General features: G+C 72.2%; 18 protein-coding genes. 11 read left to right on the forward strand and 7 right to left on the reverse strand.

Features of this window, described 5'->3' with window-relative positions:
- Positions 1–9: 9 nt before the first annotated feature.
- Together ACFYRY_RS27910 and ACFYRY_RS27915 are read right to left on the reverse strand one after the other, a co-directional pair.
- The gene (locus ACFYRY_RS27910) at positions 10–540 is read right to left on the reverse strand and encodes a DUF6114 domain-containing protein (protein ID WP_389151242.1); all 531 of its coding nucleotides are present in this window, start codon (positions 538–540) and stop codon (positions 10–12) included.
- Positions 540–1,232, reverse strand: a complete 693-nt coding sequence (locus ACFYRY_RS27915) for a DUF6230 family protein (protein WP_389151245.1) — start codon at positions 1,230–1,232, stop codon at positions 540–542. Before ACFYRY_RS27915 ends, ACFYRY_RS27910 begins: the two co-directional genes overlap by 1 nt.
- A 646-nt stretch (positions 1,233–1,878) precedes the next feature.
- On the opposite strand from ACFYRY_RS27915, the gene ACFYRY_RS27920 reads away from it, so the two are divergent.
- Positions 1,879–2,529, forward strand: a complete 651-nt coding sequence (locus ACFYRY_RS27920; protein WP_389151247.1) for a Tat pathway signal sequence domain protein — start codon at positions 1,879–1,881, stop codon at positions 2,527–2,529.
- A 42-nt stretch (positions 2,530–2,571) separates the two neighbouring features.
- On the opposite strand, the gene ACFYRY_RS27925 is transcribed toward ACFYRY_RS27920, so the two are convergent.
- From ACFYRY_RS27925 to ACFYRY_RS27935, 3 genes are all read right to left on the reverse strand, one after another.
- Entirely contained in the window at positions 2,572–3,531 is a 960-nt protein-coding gene (locus ACFYRY_RS27925; RefSeq protein WP_389151250.1) for a lytic polysaccharide monooxygenase, read from the reverse strand.
- Between the two features lie 186 nt (positions 3,532–3,717).
- Positions 3,718–4,572, reverse strand: coding sequence for an NAD(P)H-binding protein (locus ACFYRY_RS27930; protein WP_389151253.1), 855 nt, complete (start codon positions 4,570–4,572; stop codon positions 3,718–3,720).
- Positions 4,569–5,216, reverse strand: a complete 648-nt coding sequence (locus tag ACFYRY_RS27935; RefSeq protein WP_389151256.1) for a ScbR family autoregulator-binding transcription factor — start codon at positions 5,214–5,216, stop codon at positions 4,569–4,571. The genes ACFYRY_RS27930 and ACFYRY_RS27935 overlap by 4 nt, the downstream gene beginning before the upstream one ends.
- Before the next feature lie 216 nt (positions 5,217–5,432).
- Here ACFYRY_RS27935 and ACFYRY_RS27940 point away from each other — a divergent pair, with 216 nt between their 5' ends.
- The 7 genes from ACFYRY_RS27940 to ACFYRY_RS27970 all read left to right on the forward strand — a co-directional run bounded on the left by ACFYRY_RS27940 (position 5,433) and on the right by ACFYRY_RS27970 (position 13,603).
- Positions 5,433–6,302, forward strand: a complete 870-nt coding sequence (locus ACFYRY_RS27940; RefSeq protein WP_389151259.1) for a ScbA/BarX family gamma-butyrolactone biosynthesis protein — start codon at positions 5,433–5,435, stop codon at positions 6,300–6,302.
- A gap of 67 nt (positions 6,303–6,369) precedes the next feature.
- Entirely contained in the window at positions 6,370–7,017 is a 648-nt protein-coding gene (locus ACFYRY_RS27945; RefSeq protein WP_389151262.1) for a ScbR family autoregulator-binding transcription factor, read from the forward strand.
- A 72-nt stretch (positions 7,018–7,089) separates the two neighbouring features.
- A complete protein-coding gene (locus ACFYRY_RS27950; RefSeq protein WP_389151265.1) occupies positions 7,090–8,334 on the forward strand; it encodes a damage-control phosphatase ARMT1 family protein in 1,245 nt (414 codons plus the stop codon).
- Between the two features lie 98 nt (positions 8,335–8,432).
- The gene (gene cyc2, locus ACFYRY_RS27955; RefSeq protein WP_389151267.1) at positions 8,433–10,589 is read left to right on the forward strand and encodes a germacradienol/geosmin synthase Cyc2; all 2,157 of its coding nucleotides are present in this window, start codon (positions 8,433–8,435) and stop codon (positions 10,587–10,589) included.
- A gap of 126 nt (positions 10,590–10,715) precedes the next feature.
- The gene (locus tag ACFYRY_RS27960; RefSeq protein WP_389151269.1) at positions 10,716–11,300 is read left to right on the forward strand and encodes a PDZ domain-containing protein; all 585 of its coding nucleotides are present in this window, start codon (positions 10,716–10,718) and stop codon (positions 11,298–11,300) included.
- 174 nt (positions 11,301–11,474) lie between these two features.
- Positions 11,475–12,602: an aminopeptidase P family protein gene (locus ACFYRY_RS27965; protein ID WP_389151271.1), complete on the forward strand. Its 1,128-nt coding sequence runs from the start codon at positions 11,475–11,477 to the stop codon at positions 12,600–12,602.
- A gap of 44 nt (positions 12,603–12,646) precedes the next feature.
- A complete protein-coding gene (locus ACFYRY_RS27970; RefSeq protein ID WP_389151274.1) occupies positions 12,647–13,603 on the forward strand; it encodes an aminoglycoside phosphotransferase family protein in 957 nt (318 codons plus the stop codon).
- A 115-nt stretch (positions 13,604–13,718) separates the two neighbouring features.
- On the opposite strand, the gene treZ is transcribed toward ACFYRY_RS27970, so the two are convergent.
- Positions 13,719–15,464: a malto-oligosyltrehalose trehalohydrolase gene (gene treZ / locus ACFYRY_RS27975; RefSeq protein WP_389151277.1), complete on the reverse strand. Its 1,746-nt coding sequence runs from the start codon at positions 15,462–15,464 to the stop codon at positions 13,719–13,721.
- 186 nt (positions 15,465–15,650) lie between these two features.
- Here treZ and ACFYRY_RS27980 point away from each other — a divergent pair, with 186 nt between their 5' ends.
- The 3 genes from ACFYRY_RS27980 to ACFYRY_RS27990 all read left to right on the forward strand — a co-directional run bounded on the left by ACFYRY_RS27980 (position 15,651) and on the right by ACFYRY_RS27990 (position 18,189).
- Positions 15,651–16,202 carry an FHA domain-containing protein gene (locus tag ACFYRY_RS27980; protein WP_389151280.1) on the forward strand — a complete coding sequence of 184 codons (552 nt, stop codon included), beginning with the start codon at positions 15,651–15,653 and terminating at the stop codon, positions 16,200–16,202.
- Between the two features lie 206 nt (positions 16,203–16,408).
- Positions 16,409–17,773 carry a M14 family zinc carboxypeptidase gene (locus ACFYRY_RS27985; RefSeq protein ID WP_389151282.1) on the forward strand — a complete coding sequence of 455 codons (1,365 nt, stop codon included), beginning with the start codon at positions 16,409–16,411 and terminating at the stop codon, positions 17,771–17,773.
- A complete protein-coding gene (locus tag ACFYRY_RS27990) occupies positions 17,770–18,189 on the forward strand; it encodes an SSI family serine proteinase inhibitor (RefSeq protein WP_389151285.1) in 420 nt (139 codons plus the stop codon). The genes ACFYRY_RS27985 and ACFYRY_RS27990 overlap by 4 nt, the downstream gene beginning before the upstream one ends.
- Before the next feature lie 112 nt (positions 18,190–18,301).
- On the opposite strand, the gene ACFYRY_RS27995 is transcribed toward ACFYRY_RS27990, so the two are convergent.
- Entirely contained in the window at positions 18,302–19,552 is a 1,251-nt protein-coding gene (locus ACFYRY_RS27995; RefSeq protein WP_389151288.1) for a M14 family zinc carboxypeptidase, read from the reverse strand.
- Positions 19,553–19,647 lie beyond the last annotated feature (95 nt).

Genomic DNA, 19,647 nt, shown 5'->3' on the forward strand with positions numbered 1-19,647 from the left:
GTGCGGGCCTCAGGCGGATTCGACGGTCTGGCGCTGACCGGCCCGCCGCTCAGCCGTCTCGCCGTGCGCCGTCTCGCCGTGCGCCGTCTCGTTCTGAGCGGCCTGTTCGTCGGATGTCCGGAGTGCCTTCGCCTCGCGGGCCGTCCTGCGGCGTTGCCGTCGGCTCACGCGCGGCGCCTGGTCGGGCAGCCATCCGAAGGCGAGGCAGCTGCCCACCGCCCCCAGCAGCAGGCCGATGAAGAAGCCGCCCAGGTTCGAGGTGAGCCAGGTGCCCAGGGACAGCAGGATGCCGGTGATCGAGTAGAAGAGGCGCTGCGCGGGATTGAAGAGGATCAGCAGCCCCAGCAGCACCATCAGGCCCGGCAGGAGGTAACCGGCCAGGCCCTGCATGCCGATGTGCATGACGACCTTGAGCGACGCCTTCTCGGTGAGCAGGATCTCCGCTCCGCCCAGGGCGAGCAGCAGCCCGCCCCAGAACGGACGGCGGGCCCGCCACTGCTGGAAGGCGGCGCGCGGGTCCTGACCTGGCCGGCCCGACATCAGCAGCCCTTGTCGCTGAAGCTCAGCTTCAGACCAGGCAGCTTGAACACGCCGGCGGTGGTGGCGTAGTTGGTCTGCCGCAGGTTGGCGATGCGCACCGTGTCGGCCTGCTGGCTGAAGACGCCGATCGGCCCCTTCACACCGGCCTTGGTGAGCGTGCTGGCGTCGTTGCCGATCTCGATGTTGTTGAAGGAGGCGTTGCCCGTCAGCTCGGTCGAGTCGGTGGTCAGGTCGCTCGCTTTGACCTTCTGCGACCCGCTGCCGGCCTTGATGAGCAGGTTGGTGCCGCCCAGGTCGACGCTCTGGCACAGCGAGTCGAGCGTGGCGTTCTTGATGGCGGAGGTGACGACCAGCACCTGGCCACCGGTGTCGCCCGCGTTCGGGCTCCCCTCGGCCATGCTGTCGAGACCGCCGAACTGCTCGAATCCGGTGCCGTTGAGCTCCTTCGCGGTGACCGTGAAGGGCATGCCGGAGATGGCGAACTGCACACCCAGCGCTCCCTCGGCGGTCAGGATGGCGAGCCCCGCGGCGACCGCGGCGGCCGGCACCGCCATGATCGCGGCCCGCCGCGCCCGCACCCGTCCGCGCCGGGCGGAGCCGTCGGGGACTGCGGACACTTCGGTGGCGGAACCGCTTTCCGGGTTCTCTGGGGTGTTACCGGCGGACGATGTGGCGTCCGAGGACGAGGCCATGTGCTGCTCCCGTGGGCATAGTCAATGCAGTTCAGCTTCAGGTTCAGTTGGCACGTTGTCCTGGCGCGGACAGCGAACGGTGCGCACGCCTCCCCGCAACTCCCGGTGGATGCAGGGACGTTCTCGTTACGCATCAGTAGCCAGCCAGAAAGTTACCCGTGGTTACATTCGAGGGTCAAGCAAGTTGTGCGAAAACGGTGTCGATTATGTGCCACCTGTGATCCAACTGCTGCCCCGGATGACAAAAAGGCCTCGCAGAACGCCTAACTGCCTTGCAAACCCTTGACGTTGACTGACGCTCAGGTCTAGAACTCTCCGTGGCTCCCCCCGGATCCGTGGCGCCGGATCCAGCCGTTTCCCGGACGTTCTGTCCAGCGCGGGCATGTCTGCCCGAGTCAGACCCTTCACGGCACCCACACGGTCGCTTCCCCCCTGAGGCCGTACCGGGCCGCCCTCCCACCCGGCCCGTCCGGAGTCCCTCCCTCATTGGGTCTCCGGCCGGTCACCGGTCGGGCTGCCGTTGCCGGTCCGTCACGTACGGAGAAGGCGTCACGGGCCGGCAACGGCGGACCCGAACCGCGTCCCCCTGCACGGGGAGCCAAACCCGCACCGCGGAAGAATCCGCCCCCCAGAAAAGAGGCACCCCATGCGTACCCGTTCCCTCCTCGCCCTCACCGGAGCCGTCGCCGCCCTGACCCTGGCGGCCGTCCCCGCGTCCGCGGCCGACAGCCCGGTCCTCACCACCGGCGGGCTCGGCGGTACGCCCGTCGCCGTCGGCGACGTCCTCACCGCGCCGCTGGCCACCGGCACCACCGCGACCCTCTACTCCAGCGCGACCGGCACCAGCGGCATCTCCTGCACGAAGTCGCAGTTCACCGCCAAGGTCACCGACAACCCGGCCGCCCCCGGCACGGCCACCGAGTCGCTCAGCGGCCACAGCTTCGACAGCAGCAGCTGCAGCGCCAACGTCGTCGGCGTCACCGGCGTCACCAGCATCACGGTCAACAACCTGCCGTATACGACCGCCGTGAACTCGGACGGCACCGTCACGGTCACCGCGCCGAGCGGTTCCGCCGTCCAGACCACGGTCGTCCTGCGCACCCTGCTCGGCAGCATCAACTGCGTCTACCAGACGCCCAGCCTGACCGGTAAGGCCGACAACGCCGACAACAGCATCACCTTCACCAAGCAGCAGTTCACCAAGACGTCCGGTTCCTCGCTGTGCTTCGCCAACGGCTACTTCACCGCGAAGTACGCCCCGGTCTCGGACGGCACCGCGCCGGTGTTCGTCAACTAGTGCCGTAACAGGCAACGTTCGCCCCGTCGCGACGCCCGGCGTTCAGCGTCGGCGCAACCGCAGCGCCAGGGCGGCGCCCCCGGTGAGCAACAGCACCGCGGCGGCGCCGCCCGCCACTGTCGGTGTGGACGGGCCGGAGCCCGAGTCGGCGGCGGAGGCCACCGGAGTGCTCTGCGGGGCGGCGTCGGCCTCGGCGCTGCCGCCGGGGCCGGCGGTGGTCGGCGTCGGCGCGGTCGGCGTCGGGCTCTGCGGCGCGGACTTCGCGGGCGCCGCGGACTTCGCGGGCGACACGGCGTTGCTGTCACCGCTGCCGTCCGTGGCCGAGTCCGACCCTCCGCCGGCCTGGGCGCCTGAGCTCTTCGCGGTGGGGAACTCCACGTCCGAGCACGAGTAGTACGTGTCCGGCGTACTGCTGTTCTGCCAGATCGTGTACAGCACATGCCGACCGGTCCGGTCGGACGGCAGTGTGGCGCTGAGCCGGTACGCCCCGTCGGTCAGTGCCGGGTCCGTCACCTGCGCGAACGGCTTGTCCGGAAGGTCCGACCAGGTCAGCGGCTTCGCCGGGTCGTAGCCGGGCTTGGTGAGGTAGAGCTTGAACGTGCCGGTGTGCGGGATCGTCGACGCGTACCGCATGGTCAGCGAGGCGCCGGGCGTCAGACGCGTGGACGGCCAGTCGGCGCGGGCCAGGTCGAGGCCCTGATAGGCGGGCAGCCCGCCGCTGCACAGCTTCCCGTCGGGAATGGTCTGCCGGTCCCGGCCGTTCACGTTCGCGACCCGCAGGTTGTCCCAGGCCGTGAAGGGCGACCCGTTCGCGGCGACGGCGGCCCGGCAGGCGGCGGTGCCGGTCTGCTGTCCGTCGGGGGAGCAGCCGAAGACCCTGCTGCTCGGGTCCGTGGGGGCGCCGTGCGCCACGGCGGGCGCCGCCGCCCACACACCCAGCAACAGGGGACTCGCGGTGGCCATCGCCACAGCGGCGGTGCGATGTGCGGTCGTCCGGCGCATCCGGATCGTCTCCTCGGGAGGAACGGGAACGGCGTGCCTCGGACGGGAACGGTCTGCTCCCGGCCAAGGCGGTCTGCTCCCGTGCCATACGGACAACCGCCCCGGCGCGTTCACCGCGCCGCGCCCGCACACCACCGACCATCGCCGTTTCCGCCGTGCCCGGGGCATGCGTCGCCCGTACGTCCCTCAGGCCCGGAACGCGGCGAGGTGCTCGGCGGCCCAGGCCCGGTAGGAGCGCGCGGGCCTGCCCAGGAGGTCGGCGACCGTCGGATCCACCCGCCCCTTCGTCCCGGCCCGCCCCCGCGCGGCACTCTCCGCCAGGGCCCGCGCCACCGGGGCGGGATAGCGTCGCAGCAGCCCCTCGAGCACCTGATCCTGCGTCAACTCGACGAAGGCCAGGGGACGTCGGAGCAACTCGGAGAGAATCTCCGTCTGCCGCACCGGACTGACCGCCTCGGGCCCGGTGAGCGCGTGCGTCCGCCCGGCGTGCTCCGCCGGGTCGGTCAGCGCCCGCACCGCCACCTCCGCGATGTCCGAGGGATCCACCGCCGCGGTCGCCGTGTCGCCGTGCGGGGCGCGCACCTCGCCGTCCTCCCGGATCGCACGCGCCCAGCCCAGGGTGTTCGACATGAAGGCCCGCGGCCGCAACAGGGTCCAGGTGAGGCCTGAGGTTCGCAGCAGCCGCTCGTTCTCCCGGTGCCACTCGGTGACCAGATCGGTGGCCTCGGGTTCGGTGACCGACAGGGTCGTCAGCTTCACCACATGACGGACTCCCGCCGCGCGGGCCGCCGTCAGGAAGTTCTCGTCATGGGCGTGGCTGAGCGGATTCACGGTGACCAGCAGCGCCGACCGCACCCCGGCCAGCGCCCGCCGCAGGCCGGCCAGGTCCTCGAAGTCCCCGCCCACCACCTCGGCGAGCGGTCCCGCGAGGTCCGCTGCCCGCCCGGGGTCCCGGGTGAGCAGGCGTACCGGCTCGGTGCCGCGCAGCAGCCGGGCGGTGAGTCCGCCGACCGTACCGGTCGCCCCGGTCAGCAGGATCACGACGCGGCCGCGTCGAGCGAGGCGAGGACCCGGGCGCCGCGGTCGGCCTTGCTGTCCAGGGCCAGCAGCAGCCCCGGCACCGCGATGCTCGGCAGGACGTGCGCCCACAGCACCGACAACCGGTGCCCGAGGTCGTCCCGGTCGGACAGGGCCCGCGACATCAGCTGGATGCCGGTGAACGACCCCACCAGCAGCTCCACCGTCTCCCGCGGATCCACCGTGGGCAGCAACTCGCCCTGCGTCCGCGCCCGTTCCAGCAGCGAGGTCAGCCGTTGCGCCCACTGGCGGAACGGCTCGCCGTGATCGACACCGGACGGCGTCGCCTGGTCAACCGCCAGCCGTACGCTGCCCCGCAGCAGGGCGTTGCTCAGCAGCCGTTGGCCGACCACGAAGGTCATGTCTATGACCTCCTGCAACTTGCACGGCTGCGGCGGCACGGCCCCGAACGGCACCTGCTCGTCCAGCACCGCCTGGGCGAGGGATTCCTTGGACGGGAAGTGGAAGTACAGGGCGCCCTTGGTGACGGCGGCCCGCTCCAGCACCATGGCGATGGTGGTGGTCGTGTAGCCGTGTTCGTCGAAGACGGCACCCGCCGCTTCCAGGATCGCCCTGCGCGTCCTGATGGCGCGCTCCTGTTGTGCCATAAGAGCCCCTCCGCTGCGCCGACTTGGCCGGTGCCCGCATTCGTGTGCCGCAGTGGCCCCGATCATAAGGCGCCGGAGACCGATCTCATTGAAAACAAACCGGTCGGCTCGTACTCTGACGCTCACCCACGTGGACGTTTCATCGTCTGCACATGGCCCTCGGGGACCGTAGGGAGAGACATGCCTCAACCGCGGCAACTTGCCGAAACCCCGTCCATGACGGGGACCGTGCCCCGTCAACTCGTTCACCGCGCGGCGGTCGCGGAAACCTTCCTCACCGGCTGGCACCGGACCGCGGACCACCGTTTCTCCGTGTCGGCGCAGTGGCCGCGCGCACATGGTTTACACGTGTCCGCGGACCGGTCCGCGTACGATCCGCTGCTCGTCGTGGAGACGGTGCGGCAGAGCGGAACGCTGATCGCGCACGCCGAGTACGACGTGCCGATGGACCATCACTTCGTGCTCCACACATTCGAAGTGGACACGTTTCCGCAGTACTTGGCCGTGGGAGCGGTCCCCGCCGAGCTGACCGTGGAGGTCGACTTCGTCGACGTCCAGTACCGCGGCCGCCGTCCGGTGGGCGCCCGCTACACGGCTCAGGTGCTGCGCGGCGGGGAGCTGGTCGCGACCGCGACGCGGGTGGTGTTCACCTGCTTGAGCGAGCCCGTCTACCGGCGGCTGCGGGGCGGCCGTACCGCCGCGACCGTGGCCCCCCTGCCGCTGCCGCCCCCGCTGCCCCCCGCGACGGTGGGCCGCGCGCTGCCCGCGGACGTGGTCCTCGCCCCGGCCGACCGCCCCGGCCGGTGGCAGCTGCGCGTAGATACCGCACACCCCGTTTTCTTTGATCATCCGCTTGATCACGTCCCCGGGATGCTGCTGCTGGAAGCCGCCCGCCAGGCCGTCCGCGCGCACACCGGCGGGACCGGTTCGCCGGTGTCGTTCCGGATCGCCTTCGATCGCTACGCCGAACTGGAGGAACCCGCCTGGATCGAGGCGACGGACGGGGTCGGGAGTGCCGTACAAGTCGTGGGAAGACAGGGCGATTCGACGGTCTTCGAGTGCACGGTCGACATCGCCGCGTGGTGAGCTATGGTGTAAGTGGAGTCTGAAACAAACGGCATGACCCGTTCTTTCCCGCAGGAGTGTTCCGTCGATGCCGAGGCAGTTACGCGCCGAGCAGACCCGCTCGACGATCATCACGGCCGCCGCCGACCTGTTCGACCAGCACGGCTATGAGTCGACCAGCCTGAGCGACATCGTCGAGCACGCCCAAGTCACCAAGGGCGCCCTGTACTTCCACTTCGCGGCCAAGGAGGACTTGGCCCACGCGATCATGGAGTTGCAGTCCCGTGCCTCACGGCGGCTGGCGAGTGACGTGGACGGCCGGGGCTGCACCTCGCTCGAGTCGCTGATGCGCATCACCTTCGGCATAGCGCGGCTGTCCGTCGAGGACCCGATTCCCCGGGCCGGCCTCCGTCTGGCCACCGGGGGAGTGGCGGTGCGCCCGCCGCTGCGGCACCCCTTCACGGAGTGGCTGGAGCTCTGTTCCCGCAAACTCCTGGGCGCGGTCAAGGAGTCCGACCTGCATCCGGAGACCGATGTCGACACCGTCGCCCACTCGCTGGTCTGCTTCTTCGTCGGCACCCGCGTCGTGGGCAGTTCCCTCGAATCCGTGACCCGGCAGCCCCGCAGACTGGCCGAGATGTGGCACATGATGATCCGCGGCATGGTCCCGGTGCCCCGGCGAGCGCGCTATCTGACCCTGATCGCGCAGTTGGAGCGGGAGATCAGGACGATGTGAGGAGGGACGGGCCCGGGGCTGGGCGGGGGAGGTTCAGCCGGTGGCCGAGATCCTCGCGATACGGTGAGGCGCATGTTCGACACCCCGCCGTCCGGTCCTGTGCCGTCCGCGCCTGTGATCCTCGCCGACGAACCCGGCTCGTTCCCGCACAGCGTGCTCGCCGAGCGGCATCCCGCGATCATCCGGCAGGTGCGGGAGGCCTTCCCGTACGGCCCCGAACAGCACGACGCCCTCGACGCGCTGCTCGCGAGCTGCGTCAAGGGCGTGATCGAACCGCTCCCGGCCGACGCGCACGACCGGGACCTCTGGTCGCTCTGGGGCATGGACGACCACGTCGGCCGTTCCTGGTTCGACGTGCCGTGGCTGTGGTCGGAGAGCCACTTCTACCGCCGACTCCTGGACGCCGTCGGCTACTTCGGGCCCGGCCCCTGGCAGGGCGTCGACCCCTTCCGTCCCTTCAAGCTCGCCGAACTCGACTCCCGGGAGACGGACCAGGAACTGGCCGCCCTCGACGACCTCGCCGGCCGCCCCGCGGGCGAACAGGCCGCCGCCCTGCTGCACGGCTCCCTGTGGGGCAACCGGGCCGACCTCGGCTTCCGCCTCTCGGACGCCGCAGCCGAGGCCCAGGCCGCCGCGCCCAGCCTGGTCGCCGACGACAGTGACACCCTCTGGACCCTGCTCGCATCGGCGGGAGGCGTCGGCGGCACGGGAGGTACGGGAAGCCCAGGAGGATCAGGGGGCGCGGGCACTCTCTGCCTGATCGCCGACAACGCCGGCCGCGAGCTGATCCCCGACCTGCTGCTCGTCGCCCACCTCCTCGCCCACGGGCGGATCCAGCGGGCCGTCCTGCACGTCAAGCCGTACCCGTACTACGTCTCCGACGCCACCACAGCCGACGTGGTCGACGCGCTGCGCCGGCTGACCCGGGCCCCCGGCGAGGCCGCCGCGTACGGGCGGCGGCTCTGGTCCGCGATGACCGACGGCCGCCTCACGGTCCGCGCGCACCCCTTCTCCTGCGCCCCGCTGCCGTACGCCGACATGCCCGACGACCTCCGCGCGGAACTCGCCTCGGCGCACCTGACGATCCTCAAGGGCGACCTGAACTACCGCCGCCTGGTGGGGGACCGCCGGCACCCGGCGACCACGCCCTTCGCCGACGTCACCGCCCGTTTCCCCGGCCCGGTGGCCGCCCTGCGCACGCTGAAGTCCGACGTGATCACCGGCCTCGACCCGGACACCGAGGCCGCGCTGGTCGCCGCGGAGGGACAGCGCTGGCGCACCAGCGGTACCCATGCCCTGATCCAGGCCAGGCACTGAGCAGGCCCCGTCGCGTGGAATTCGCCCTGATTCACGCGATGGTGTGATCATGTCCCGGCGTGCGGATGCCGTCGAAGGGCCCTGGGTAGGGCCCGGCCATGACGCAGCAGCCCTTCGAACTCCCGCACTTCTACATGCCGTATCCCGCGCGGCTGAACCCGCACGTGGACGAGGCCCGAGCCCACTCGACCGGGTGGGCGCGCGAGATGGGCATGCTGGAGGGCTCCGGGATCTGGGAGCAGGCCGACCTCGACGCGCACGACTACGGCCTGCTCTGCGCCTACACGCACCCCGACTGCGACGGCCCCGCCCTCTCGCTGATCACCGACTGGTACGTGTGGGTGTTCTTCTTCGACGACCACTTCCTGGAGATCTTCAAGCGCACCCAGGACCGGGCCGGCGGCAAGGCCTACCTGGACCGGCTGCCGCTGTTCATGCCGATGGACCTGTCCACGCCGATGCCCGAGCCCGAGAACCCGGTCGAGGCGGGCCTCGCCGACCTGTGGAAGCGCACGGTCCCGTCGATGTCCGCCGACTGGCGCCGCCGGTTCTCCGTCGCCACCGAGCACCTGCTCAACGAGTCCCTGTGGGAGCTGTCCAACATCAACGAGGGGCGGATCGCCAACCCGGTCGAGTACATCGAGATGCGCCGCAAGGTCGGCGGCGCCCCCTGGTCCGCCGGCCTCGTCGAGTACGCGACCGCCGAAGTCCCCGCCTCCGTCGCCGGTTCGAGGCCGCTGAGGGTCCTGATGGAGACCTTCTCCGACGGCGTCCACCTGCGCAACGACCTGTTCTCCTACCAGCGGGAGGTCGAGGACGAGGGCGAGCTCAGCAACGGCGTGCTCGTCCTGGAGACCTTCTTCGGCTGCACCACCCAGGAGGCCGCCGACACCGTCAACGACATCCTGACCTCGCGTCTGCACCAGTTCGAGCACACCGCGTTCACCGAGGTGCCCGCCGTGGCCCTGGAACAGGGCCTGACCCCGCCGGAGCTTGCCGCGGTCGCCCAGTACACCCAGGGACTGCAGGACTGGCAGTCCGGCGGCCACGAATGGCACCTGCGCTCCAGCCGGTACATGAACGCGCGAGCCACGTCCAGCAAACCCTGGCAGGGCCTCACCGGCCCCGGCACCTCGGCCGCCGACGTCCGCGCGCTGCTCGCCTCGGCCGGCGTGGAGCGGCTGCGCGCCCACACCCATGTGCCCTACCAGAAGGTCGGCCCATCCCGGTTGCCCGACTTCCACATGCCCTTCCAGGTCGAGCTCAGCCCGCATCTGGACGGGGCCCGCTCCCGGCTCACCGAGTGGGCGCACCGCATGGGCATCCTGGAGGAGGGCGTGTGGGACGAGGACAAGCTCGCCGCCGCCGACCTCCCGCTGTGTTCGGCCGGCCTCGACCCGGACGCCACCCCCGAGGCCCTCGACCTCAGCTCCCACTGGCTGGCCTGGGGCACCTACGGCGACGACTACTACCCGCTCGTCTTCGGCCACCGCCGCGACCTGGCTGCCGCCCGCCTGACCACTCAGCGGCTGTCGGACTGCATGCCCGTCGACGCTGAGGAGACCGTCGTCCCGGCCAACGCCATGGAGCGCGGACTCGCCGACCTGTGGGCCCGTACCACGGCGGCGATGACCCCCGACGAACGGCGCACCCTGAAGCGTGCGGTGAACGTGATGACGGAGAGCTGGGTCTGGGAGCTGTCCAACCAGCTCCACCACCGCATCCCCGACCCGGTCGACTACCTGGAGATGCGGCGCGCCACCTTCGGCTCCGACCTCACCCTGAGCATGTGCCGGATGGGCCACGGCCCCGCCGTCCCGCCGGAGGTCTACCGCAGCGGCCCCGTCCGCTCGCTGGAGAACGCCGCCATCGACTACGCGTGCCTGGTCAACGACGTGTTCTCGTACCAGAAGGAGATCGAGTACGAGGGCGAGATCCACAACGCGATCCTCGTGGTGCAGAACTTCTTCGGCATCGACTACCCGACCGCCCTCAATGTCGTCCACGACCTGATGACCCAGCGCATGGAGCAGTTCGAACATGTCGTCCGGCACGAACTGCCCATCGTGTACGAGGACTTCGACCTCTCGGACGAGGCCCGCGAGATCATGGCGAACTACGTGGCCGACCTGCGGAACTGGCTCGCCGGCATCCTGAACTGGCACCGCCAGGTGGACCGCTACAAGGCCGACTACCTGGCCCGCCGCGCCCACGGTTTCCTCCCGGACACACCACCGGCGCTGCCGGTCGGCTGACCCCGGCTCCGTAGCGGCGGCGTGCCGACGGGTATGACTTCCCCTCCCCGACCACCGGCCAGTCTCACTCGTTCGTGGCTCGTGGTGCGCCGACGCCCCGGGTAGAGCATCAGCCGGAGGCGATCCATGGAACAGACTGCGTTGCGTCCCAAGCCGATGCCCGGCGGGGAATCCGGCGGCGGCAGGTCCGCTCCCGCCCGGCGCCCGCATGCCGCACGACGGCGGGGCCGGCGGCTGCGGGCCCTGCTGTTCGCCCTGTTCGTCGGGACGGTCCTGGTCCTGTCCGGGGCCGGCCTCGGCAGGGTCGGCGCCACGGTGATCGGCAAGGGCGGACTCGGCGAGCTGCAGCGGCAGGCGGCGCAGGTCGTGGCAGGCGGTCACGCCGGCCCGTCCGCCTCGGCGGACCCGAGTCCTTCCGCACTCGCGGGCCCCGCGTCGGCGCCCGGCGGTGCGATGCTCGGTCTGGAGGCCGTGGACGCCAGGAAGGCGGGCGCCCTGGTGGTCGGCGTGCACGTCCCGGGCCCCGGCTACGCGGCCGGCCTGGTACGGGGGGACGTGCTGCTCGCGTTCGGCCGGACCCCCGTCGACTCGGCAGCCGACCTCGCACACGTCGTCACCCGGGCCCGCCCCGGCAAGGAGGTCGTCGTGACCGTCCGCCACCGGAGCGGGGGCTACCAGCGGCTCACGGTCGTCCCGGGCGTCGTCACATGAGCACGGCGGCTCCCGGTACGAACGGTCCCCGGGCGGTTTCCCCGCGTTTGTGGAGGGTGTGCGGCGATCCGAGCACGAGGAAGGCGTGAAAGGCGTGACAACCGGCTCGCGCGGCCCCGGCAGTGCGGGCAGGATGCTGCCCGTAGCCCCTTTCACCCGCCCAGGGAGGACCGGATGACCGGCAGCACGCCCGCGCCCTTCACCGCCGACGACTACCGGGCTCGTATGCGGCGCGCCGCGCGGGCGGCCGGCGACGCGGGACTCGCCGGGCTCCTGGTGGCGCCGGGACCGGACCTGGTGTGGCTCACCGGCTACGCGCCCACCGCGGCCACCGAACGGCTCACCTTGCTGGTCCTCGCCCCCGACCAGGACCCCGTCCTCGTCGTCCCCACCCTGGAGGCCCCGGACGCCACCGGAGCCATCGGCGCGCCCGCGCTGACCCTGCACGACTGGACCGACGGCGAGGACCCCTACGCCGCCACCGCGGCGCTCCTCGACACCAGCGGCCGCTTCGGCATCAGCGACAACGCCTGGGCCATGCATCTGCTGGGCCTGCAGAGGACACTCCCGGGCACCTCGTACGCCTCCCTCACCGAGGCCCTGCCGATGCTGCGTGCCGTCAAGGACGCGGCGGAGCTGGAGCTGTTGGCGGCCGCCGGAGCCGCCGCGGACGCCACGTTCGAGGAGATCCGCGAGGTTCCCTTCGCCGGCCGCGAAGAGTCCCGGATCGCCGCGGACCTCGCCCGGCTGCTGCGCGAACACGGGCACGAGCAGGTCGACTTCACCATCGTCGCCTCCGGCCCGAACGGCGCGAACCCGCACCACGAGGTCGGCGACCGCGTCGTCGAGCGCGGCGACATGGTCGTCCTCGACTTCGGCGGCCTCAAGGCGGGCTATGGCTCCGACACCTCCCGCACGGTCCACGTCGGCGAGCCCACCGACGAGGAGCGCCGGGTGCACGACCTGGTCCGCGAGGCCCAGGAGGCGGGGTTCCGGGCGGTACGGCCCGGCGTCGCCTGCCAGGAGGTCGACCGGGCCGCCCGCGCGGTCATCGCCGACGCCGGGTACGGGGACCGGTTCATCCACCGCACCGGCCACGGCATCGGCGTCACCACGCACGAGCCGCCGTACATGATCGAGGGCGAGGAGCAGCCCCTGGTGCCCGGCATGTGCTTCTCCGTGGAACCCGGCGTCTACCTGCCCGGGCGTTTCGGGGTACGCATCGAGGACATCGTCACTGTCACCGAGGACGGCGGACGCCGCCTCAACGCCACCAGCCGGGAGATGGTCATAGTCGACTGACAGCAGCAGGAGCCCCCACGTCCCCGACCGACAGCGGCACGACGATGACCCAGGAACCGACACCCACCGCGGACACCGTCCGCCGACTGGTCCGTTCCCTGCTCACTGACAGCGGGGCCGACGCCCAGGACGCCGCCGCGCCCGAGGTCCGGCCCGTCGTCGCGGGCGGCGGACACGCCGCCTGGTGGGTCGGCGCCCGCCATGTGCTGCGCCTCGACCCGGACCGGGAGGCCGCCGCCCGCCGGCGTCGTGAACTGCGCCTGCGGGACCTGGTGCGCCCCCACCTGCCGGTCGCGGTGCCGATGAGCGTGGCGCAGGGCGAGTGGGCACCCGGGCTCACCTACACCCTGGACACCATGGTGCCCGGCGGTTCGGGGGAGGAGCACGACGTGTCCGCCGTCGGCGAGGCCGATCTGGCCGGACTGCTCACCGGGTTGCGCGAGGTGCCGGTCCGGCAGGCCGAGGCGCTCGGGGTGCCGCGCACCGCCCCACGCTCCCTGGAGGCCCTGCGGAGGGCAGCCGGGAAGGCCGCCGAACGCCTCGCCGCGGCGGACGAGTTCGACCCCGCGCGCCTGCACCAGCTCGCGCCGACGGCCGCGGTCCAGCTCGCCGCGCAGCCGGGCAGCGCCGTCCTCGTCCACCACGACCTCCGGGGCGAGCACCTCGTGGTCAGCGCGGACGGCAGGGTGCGCGGCGTCCTCGACTGGACCGGCGCGGTCGTCGGTGACCCCGCCGAGGACATCGCGGGTCTCGCGCTCGCCGTCGGCTCCCCGGCCGCCGTTCGCGCGGCCACCCTCGCCGGCTACGGCGCCCGCCCCTGTCTGCGCGGCCTGTGGCTCGCCCGCTGCGACACCGTCATCCACCTCGACGCCCGTCTGGAGGGCCGGGACGACCGCTCCCTGCCGCTGCTCAGAACCCGGCTGCGGCGCGCCTGGGAGGCGATCCTGCTGGAACGCGTCACCGAACTGCGCGACGAGGAGAGCGACGGCACCCAGCCGTAGGGCGCGGGAGCGGGGCCCCGCCGAGACCACGCCCGCGACCGTGCAACTGCGGGGCTGGGTCACGCCCGCGACCGCGCCCCGCACCCGTCGGTGCACCTGTCGATGGACCGGTCGGTCATTCCTGCAACAGCACCACGCACGACTCCCCGGGCACATGCAGCATCCCGGCCGCGCCCGGCGCCTGCACGGGCTCCCAGGCGGCCAGGACGCGTGCGGGGCGAGGGCCGAGGGGGATGGTGGCCGCCTCCTTGGACAGGTTCACGGCCACCCGGACGTCCCCGCGCCGGAAGGCCAGCCAGCGTTCCTGCTCGTCGTACGCCACCTTGGTGTCGGCGAGGTCCGGGTCGGTGAGGTCCGCCTGCTCGTGCCGCAGCGCGAGCAGGCTCCGGTACCAGGCCAGCACGCGCGCGTGGGGCTCACGGTCGGGTTCGGACCAGTCGAGGCAGGAGCGGTCGCGGGTCGCCGGGTCCTGCGGGTCGGGGACGTCCTCCTCGGCCCAGCCGTGCGCGGCGAACTCCCGGCGCCTGCCCCGCCGTACGGCCTCGGCGAGCTCGGGGTCGGTGTGGTCGGTGAAGAACTGCCAGGGGGTGCCCGCCGCCCACTCCTCGCCCATGAACAGCATCGGTGTGAAGGGCGCGGTGAGCACCAGCGCGGCCGCGCAGGCCAGCAGGCCGGGGGAGAGGGTGGCCGACAGCCGGTCGCCCTGGGCGCGGTTGCCGACCTGGTCGTGGGTCTGGCTGTAACCGAGGAGCCGGTGCGCCGCCACCCGTGAGCGGTCCAGCGGGCGCCCGTGGTGCCGGCCCCGGAAGCTGGAGTACGTGCCGTCGTGGAAGTAACCCCCGCTGAGCGTCTTGGCGATCGCCCGGAGAGGGGCGCGGCCGAAGTCGGCGTAGTAGCCCTGGGACTCGCCGGTCAGCGCGGCGTGCAGGGCGTGGTGGAAGTCGTCGTTCCACTGGGCGTGCAGTCCGAGGCCGCCCGCCGCGCGCGGGGTGACCAGCCGCGGGTCGTTCAGGTCCGACTCGGCGATCAGGAACAACGGCCGGCCCACCTCGACGGCGAGCGCGTCCACCTCCGTCGACAGCTCCTCCAGGAAGTGCTGGGCACGGGTGTCCACCAGTGCGTGCACCGCGTCGAGGCGCAGCCCGTCGAGCCGGTAGTCCCGCAGCCAGGACAGCGCGCTGTCCAGCAGATACGCGCGCACCTCGTCCGATCCGGGCGCGTCCAGGTTGACCGCGGAACCCCAGGGCGTGTGATGGGTGTCCGTGAAGTACGGGCCGAACCGCGGGAGGTAGTTGCCCGAGGGGCCGAGATGGTTGTGCACCACGTCGAGGATGACGCCCAGGCCGAGCTCATGGGCCCGGTCGACGAAGCGTTTCAGCGCCTCGGGGCCGCCGTACGGCTCGTGCACCGCCCACAGCGAGACGCCCTCGTACCCCCAGCCGTGCACCCCCGGGAAGGGGCACAGCGGCATCAACTCGACGTGGGTGACGCCCAGTTCGACAAGATGCTCAAGGCGCTCCGCGGCCGCGTCCAGGGTGCCCTCGCGGGTGTACGTGCCCACGTGCAGCTCGTACAGAACCGCGCCCGGCAGCGCCCGTCCGGCCCACTGGGCGCGCCACGCGTACCGCTCGTGATCGACGACAGCGCTCAGCCCGTCCGGGCCGTCCGGCTGCCTGCGTGACCGCGGGTCCGGCAGCACCGGACCGTCGTCCAGGGCGAACCCGTACCGCGTGCCGTCCTGCGCCGGCGCCTGTCCCACCCACCAGCCAGGGCGTTCCGGATCGCGCTCCAACGCGCTCGTGGCGCCGTCGCACTGGAGCGTCACACGAGTGGCCTGTGGTGCCCACACCTCGAACTGCACGGACGGTCCCCCTTCGTCTGTTCACCGGTGATCTAGCCCGTCCATGGTGCTTCAAACGCGATCAGTACGCCGGACAATCCTCCCCTTTGCGGCAGGTGTCGCGGCAGGTGCCGCCGCTCACGCACGCGGACCGGCCGTTCGCGGGTTTTCTGGACACCCGGCTCCGGCTGCCCGACAATCACGAGGGTGACGTCGTCCTTCGAGTTCAACACGTTCCCCGCGCGACTGTCCGACGCGGAGCGCGACAAGGCGTTGAAGGTGCTCCGTGACGGCGTCGCCATGGGCCGGCTCTCGCACGACACGTTCATCCACCGCATGGAACTCGCGCTCGCCGCCCGCCGGTTGGACGAACTCGCCGTGCTCACCGCCGATCTGCCCCGGGAGAGCCGCGTCTCCCGCCTGGTGTTCGGCACCGTCGAGGCGGTCTCCGGCTTCACGGTACGGCTGCGCAGGGCCTGGCAGGCCGAGCGGCTCCCCAAGCTGCTGCTGCCGCACCCCGGCGCCGGCCACCCGTTACGCATCGGCCGCGACCCCGCCAACGGCCTCAGGCTGACCCACGAGACGGTCTCCCGGGTGCACGCCGAACTCAGCAGGCAGGGCGGCATGTGGGTGGTGCGGGACCTCGGCTCCACCAACGGCACGACGGTGAACGGGCGACGGGTCATCGGCGCGGCCGTGGTCCGCCCGGGCGACCAGGTCGGGTTCGGCCGGATGGCGTTCCGGCTCTCGGTCGACTGAACGGACCCGGGCTCCTGGCCGAGCCGAGCCGGACCGCCGCTGTCCGCCGAGCCGTCGCTGTTAGCTGAGTCGACCCTTAGCTCTGGCCTGTGCTTTACGTGTGGTGTCGGCTCAATTCCCTTTGCCCTTCACGGTGTTGACGTACCCGTCAACACGTGACTGACTGTGCGTACACCATGCACACCAGGTGAAACGTCGGCCCCGCATTGTGGAGGTGTGCCCTGCCGCCCCTCCTCCGCTACCCGACCGTCGACGAACTCGGCGCCCGGGCTGCCGCGCTGGTCGCCCGCCACCCCGAAGAAGCCCGACTGCGCCAAGTAGGCACCTCCCGCGCGGGCACCCCGCTGTGGCTGCTGTCCGTCGGTCACGGCAGCCGCCAGGCCCTCGCCGTCGCCGGTCCGCACGCCAACGAACCCGTGGGCGGCGCGACCGTCCTGCGGCTGGCCGAGCGGGCCCTGGCCGACCCGGCCCTCACCTCGGGCGCCGACGTCACCTGGAACCTGCTGCTCTGCCTCGACCCGGACGGTCTGCGCCGCAACGAGAACTGGCTGCATGGCCCCTACACCCTCGGCCGCTACTTCCGGAACTTCTTCCGGCCCGGCTTCCTGGAACAGCCCGAATGGCTGCCCGACGGCGCGGCCGCCGCGGCCCTGCCGGAGACTCGCGCCCTGCTCGACCTCCAGGACGAACTGCGGCCCTTCTTCCAGTGCTCGCTGCACGGCGTCGACGTGGGCGGCGGCTTCGTCGAGCTCACCCGCGACCTGCCCGGCCTCGCCCAGCACGTCGCCCACACCGCGACCCTGCTCGGCATACCGCGCGAACTCGGCCCGTACGACACCCTGTACTGGCCACGCCTGGGGCCGGCCGTGTACCGGATACCGCCACCGAGGCCGGGCGACCTGGCCGCGGCCATCACCGAGGCCGCCGTCGAGTCGACCTGGTACCACCCGCACCGGCACGGCACGGTGACCGCCGTCGTCGAGGCACCCATGTGGGGCGTGGCCGCCGTGGAGGTCGCCGGCCCGTCACCGGACCGGGTCGGCGTGCTGCGGACCGTCAGTCACGCCCTGCGGCACGACGCGCGACTCCTGGAGCTGCTCCTCGCCCGGATCCGCCCCCAGGTCTCGACCGTCCCGGACGCGGCCCGGCTGCTCGCCCCGGTCGAGGACTACCTGCTGGTCTGCCCCGGCCTCGCCGACGCGTGGGACCCCGACGTCCCCGACGGCGTCCGCCCGCTGCCGAACCTGAGCGCCGCCCATCTGGCCGCACTGCGCATCGCCGGGCGACGCCTGGCCCTGCGGACGGCGGGGCTGCTGCACCAGCTCGTGACCCGGGCCGGTGCCGGACCCGCCTGGGTGCTGCCCGGCCTGGACCGCCTGATCGACGAGTGGTGCGCCGACTACCGCGACGGCTGCGGCGCACGCTGGATCCCGGTCGCCCGCCAGGTGGAGTACCAGTCCCGGGTGGTGCTCGCCGCCTGCGAACTCGCCGGGCGGTACGCGCCCGCCTGTTCCCGTTCGGGTGAGCCGGGGTGGGGATCGCAGGCCGCCGTGCCGATGCATCGGGAATGACATACACCACCACAGCGAAAGCGCTCCGGGGCGGCCTGCCCGCCGCGGCCGTCCTTCTGCTCACCCTCGTGACCCCGGCGCAGGCCGCCCCCCAGGAAACCGCCCCGGGCAACTGGCTCTACGTCTCCGTCACCTCGGGCGACGCCCGCTCCAGGGAATCGCGCGGCACCCTGCTGATGTGCGACCCGCCCCGCGGTCACCAGCGGGCCGCCGAGGCCTGCGCGCAACTGGAGACGACCGACGGCGACATCGACGCCCTCCCGGCCACCGACACCTACTGCACGATGGTCCACGCACCGGTGACCGCACACGCGCGCGGGCAGTGGAACGGACGCCCGGTCGCCTACGCGGAGACCTTCAGCAACGCGTGCATGATGAAGGCGCGGACCGGAGCGGTCTTCGCGCTGGACAACTGACAGCCCCGCCGTGACCAGGGCGCACGCGCGGGTGGGGTGACCGGTCGGTGACCCCGCCCGCGCGTGCCGCGGCCGTTCGGCGGCGTCCTGTCACCCTGCCCTCACGCCGCCCTCACGCCGCTCTCTCCCGCGCGTGCAGCGCCACCTCCACCACCGTGCGGGACTGGTGCTCCACCTGGTGCGCCAAGGGCACCCAGCGGGCCAGGAAACGTTCCGTGAAGGCATCGCTCCAGGCCGCCACGAGCTGTTCGAGGCGCGGTGCCACCGGGTCGTCGGTCTCCCGCAGGACCCGCAGCAGCATCGCCGCCGCCCGCAACGGCAACCGGCGCGCGAACGCGTCCACACTGCCGACGTACGCCCGCGTGCCGTCGGCGGGCGGCGTGTGCGTCCAGTCCGCGGCCAGTCCCGGCACCAGCTCCAGCCCCCAGTCCGCGGCCCGCAGCAGCGGGCCGCCCAGAGCCGTCAGCCGAGGCCGCGCGTCGGCGAGCACCCGCTCCAGCTCCGAGGTGTCCCGCAGCAGCCGGTCCGCCAGCCGGCGCATCGCCACCGCCGGCGCCGGGTGCGGCGCCGGGTCGTCCACCAGGTCGCTCGCCCACATCGGCACCTCGACCACCGCGGTCAGGCCGCCGTACCGGTGCACGTGGTACCAGGTGCACCGACGTGCGTCGTCCGGCATGCTCGGGTACGCGGCCCCCGCACCCGGAGCAGGCATCACATGCACACCCCGTCCGGAGGCCGGCCAGCCCGCCGCGTCCGAGGCGCCGGTCTCCACCGGGATGTGCGCCCGCGCCGCGGACCTGGCGAACGGCTCGGCGAGGCCGGGCACCTCCTTCGTCAACTGCACCCAGCTGCCGCCCACATCGGTGCCGTGGAGGGACACCTGGAGGTAGGGCCGCAGCTCGTCGATGACGGCCGTCAGGGCGCGCGTCTCCGGCGGCAGCCGGTCCGACGGCAGCAGGGACGGCGACCACTCCGGCTGCTCCGGTCCCGCGGGCCGGTAGAAACCGAGGTGGTACTCGAACAGGCTGCGGGGCGCCGGAGTGACATGCAGGCTCGCCCCGTCGGGGTCCGCGCACAGCAGAAAGTGCCAGGACGTGTCGTCTCTCAACTCCCGTTCACGCAGCACCCGTTCGGCGACCGTCAGGAGGGTGCGGGCGCCGGTCGGCTCGTTGGAGTGGGCGCCCGCGACCACCAGGACTGCACGTCGGGCGTGGCCCACGGACAGCAGGTGCAGGGGCCTGCCTGCCCGTGACACGCCGACCTGTCTCAGGACACACACGCCGGGCCGATGAGCGGCCAACGCACGTGCGGACGCGACCAGTTCGGCAACCGTGAGATAACGCAGCTCCGGCAGGAGACTCACCCCCGTGACGTCCGCCCTGCTTCCCCATGCGCAGTACCCCACGGTCCCGTGGACGTGTCAAGCTCAGCGAGCGGGAGGCTCCGGGGGCGCCCGGA

The sequence above is a fragment of the Streptomyces sp. NPDC005263 genome (assembly GCF_042872365.1).
Lineage (GTDB): Bacteria > Actinomycetota > Actinomycetes > Streptomycetales > Streptomycetaceae > Streptomyces.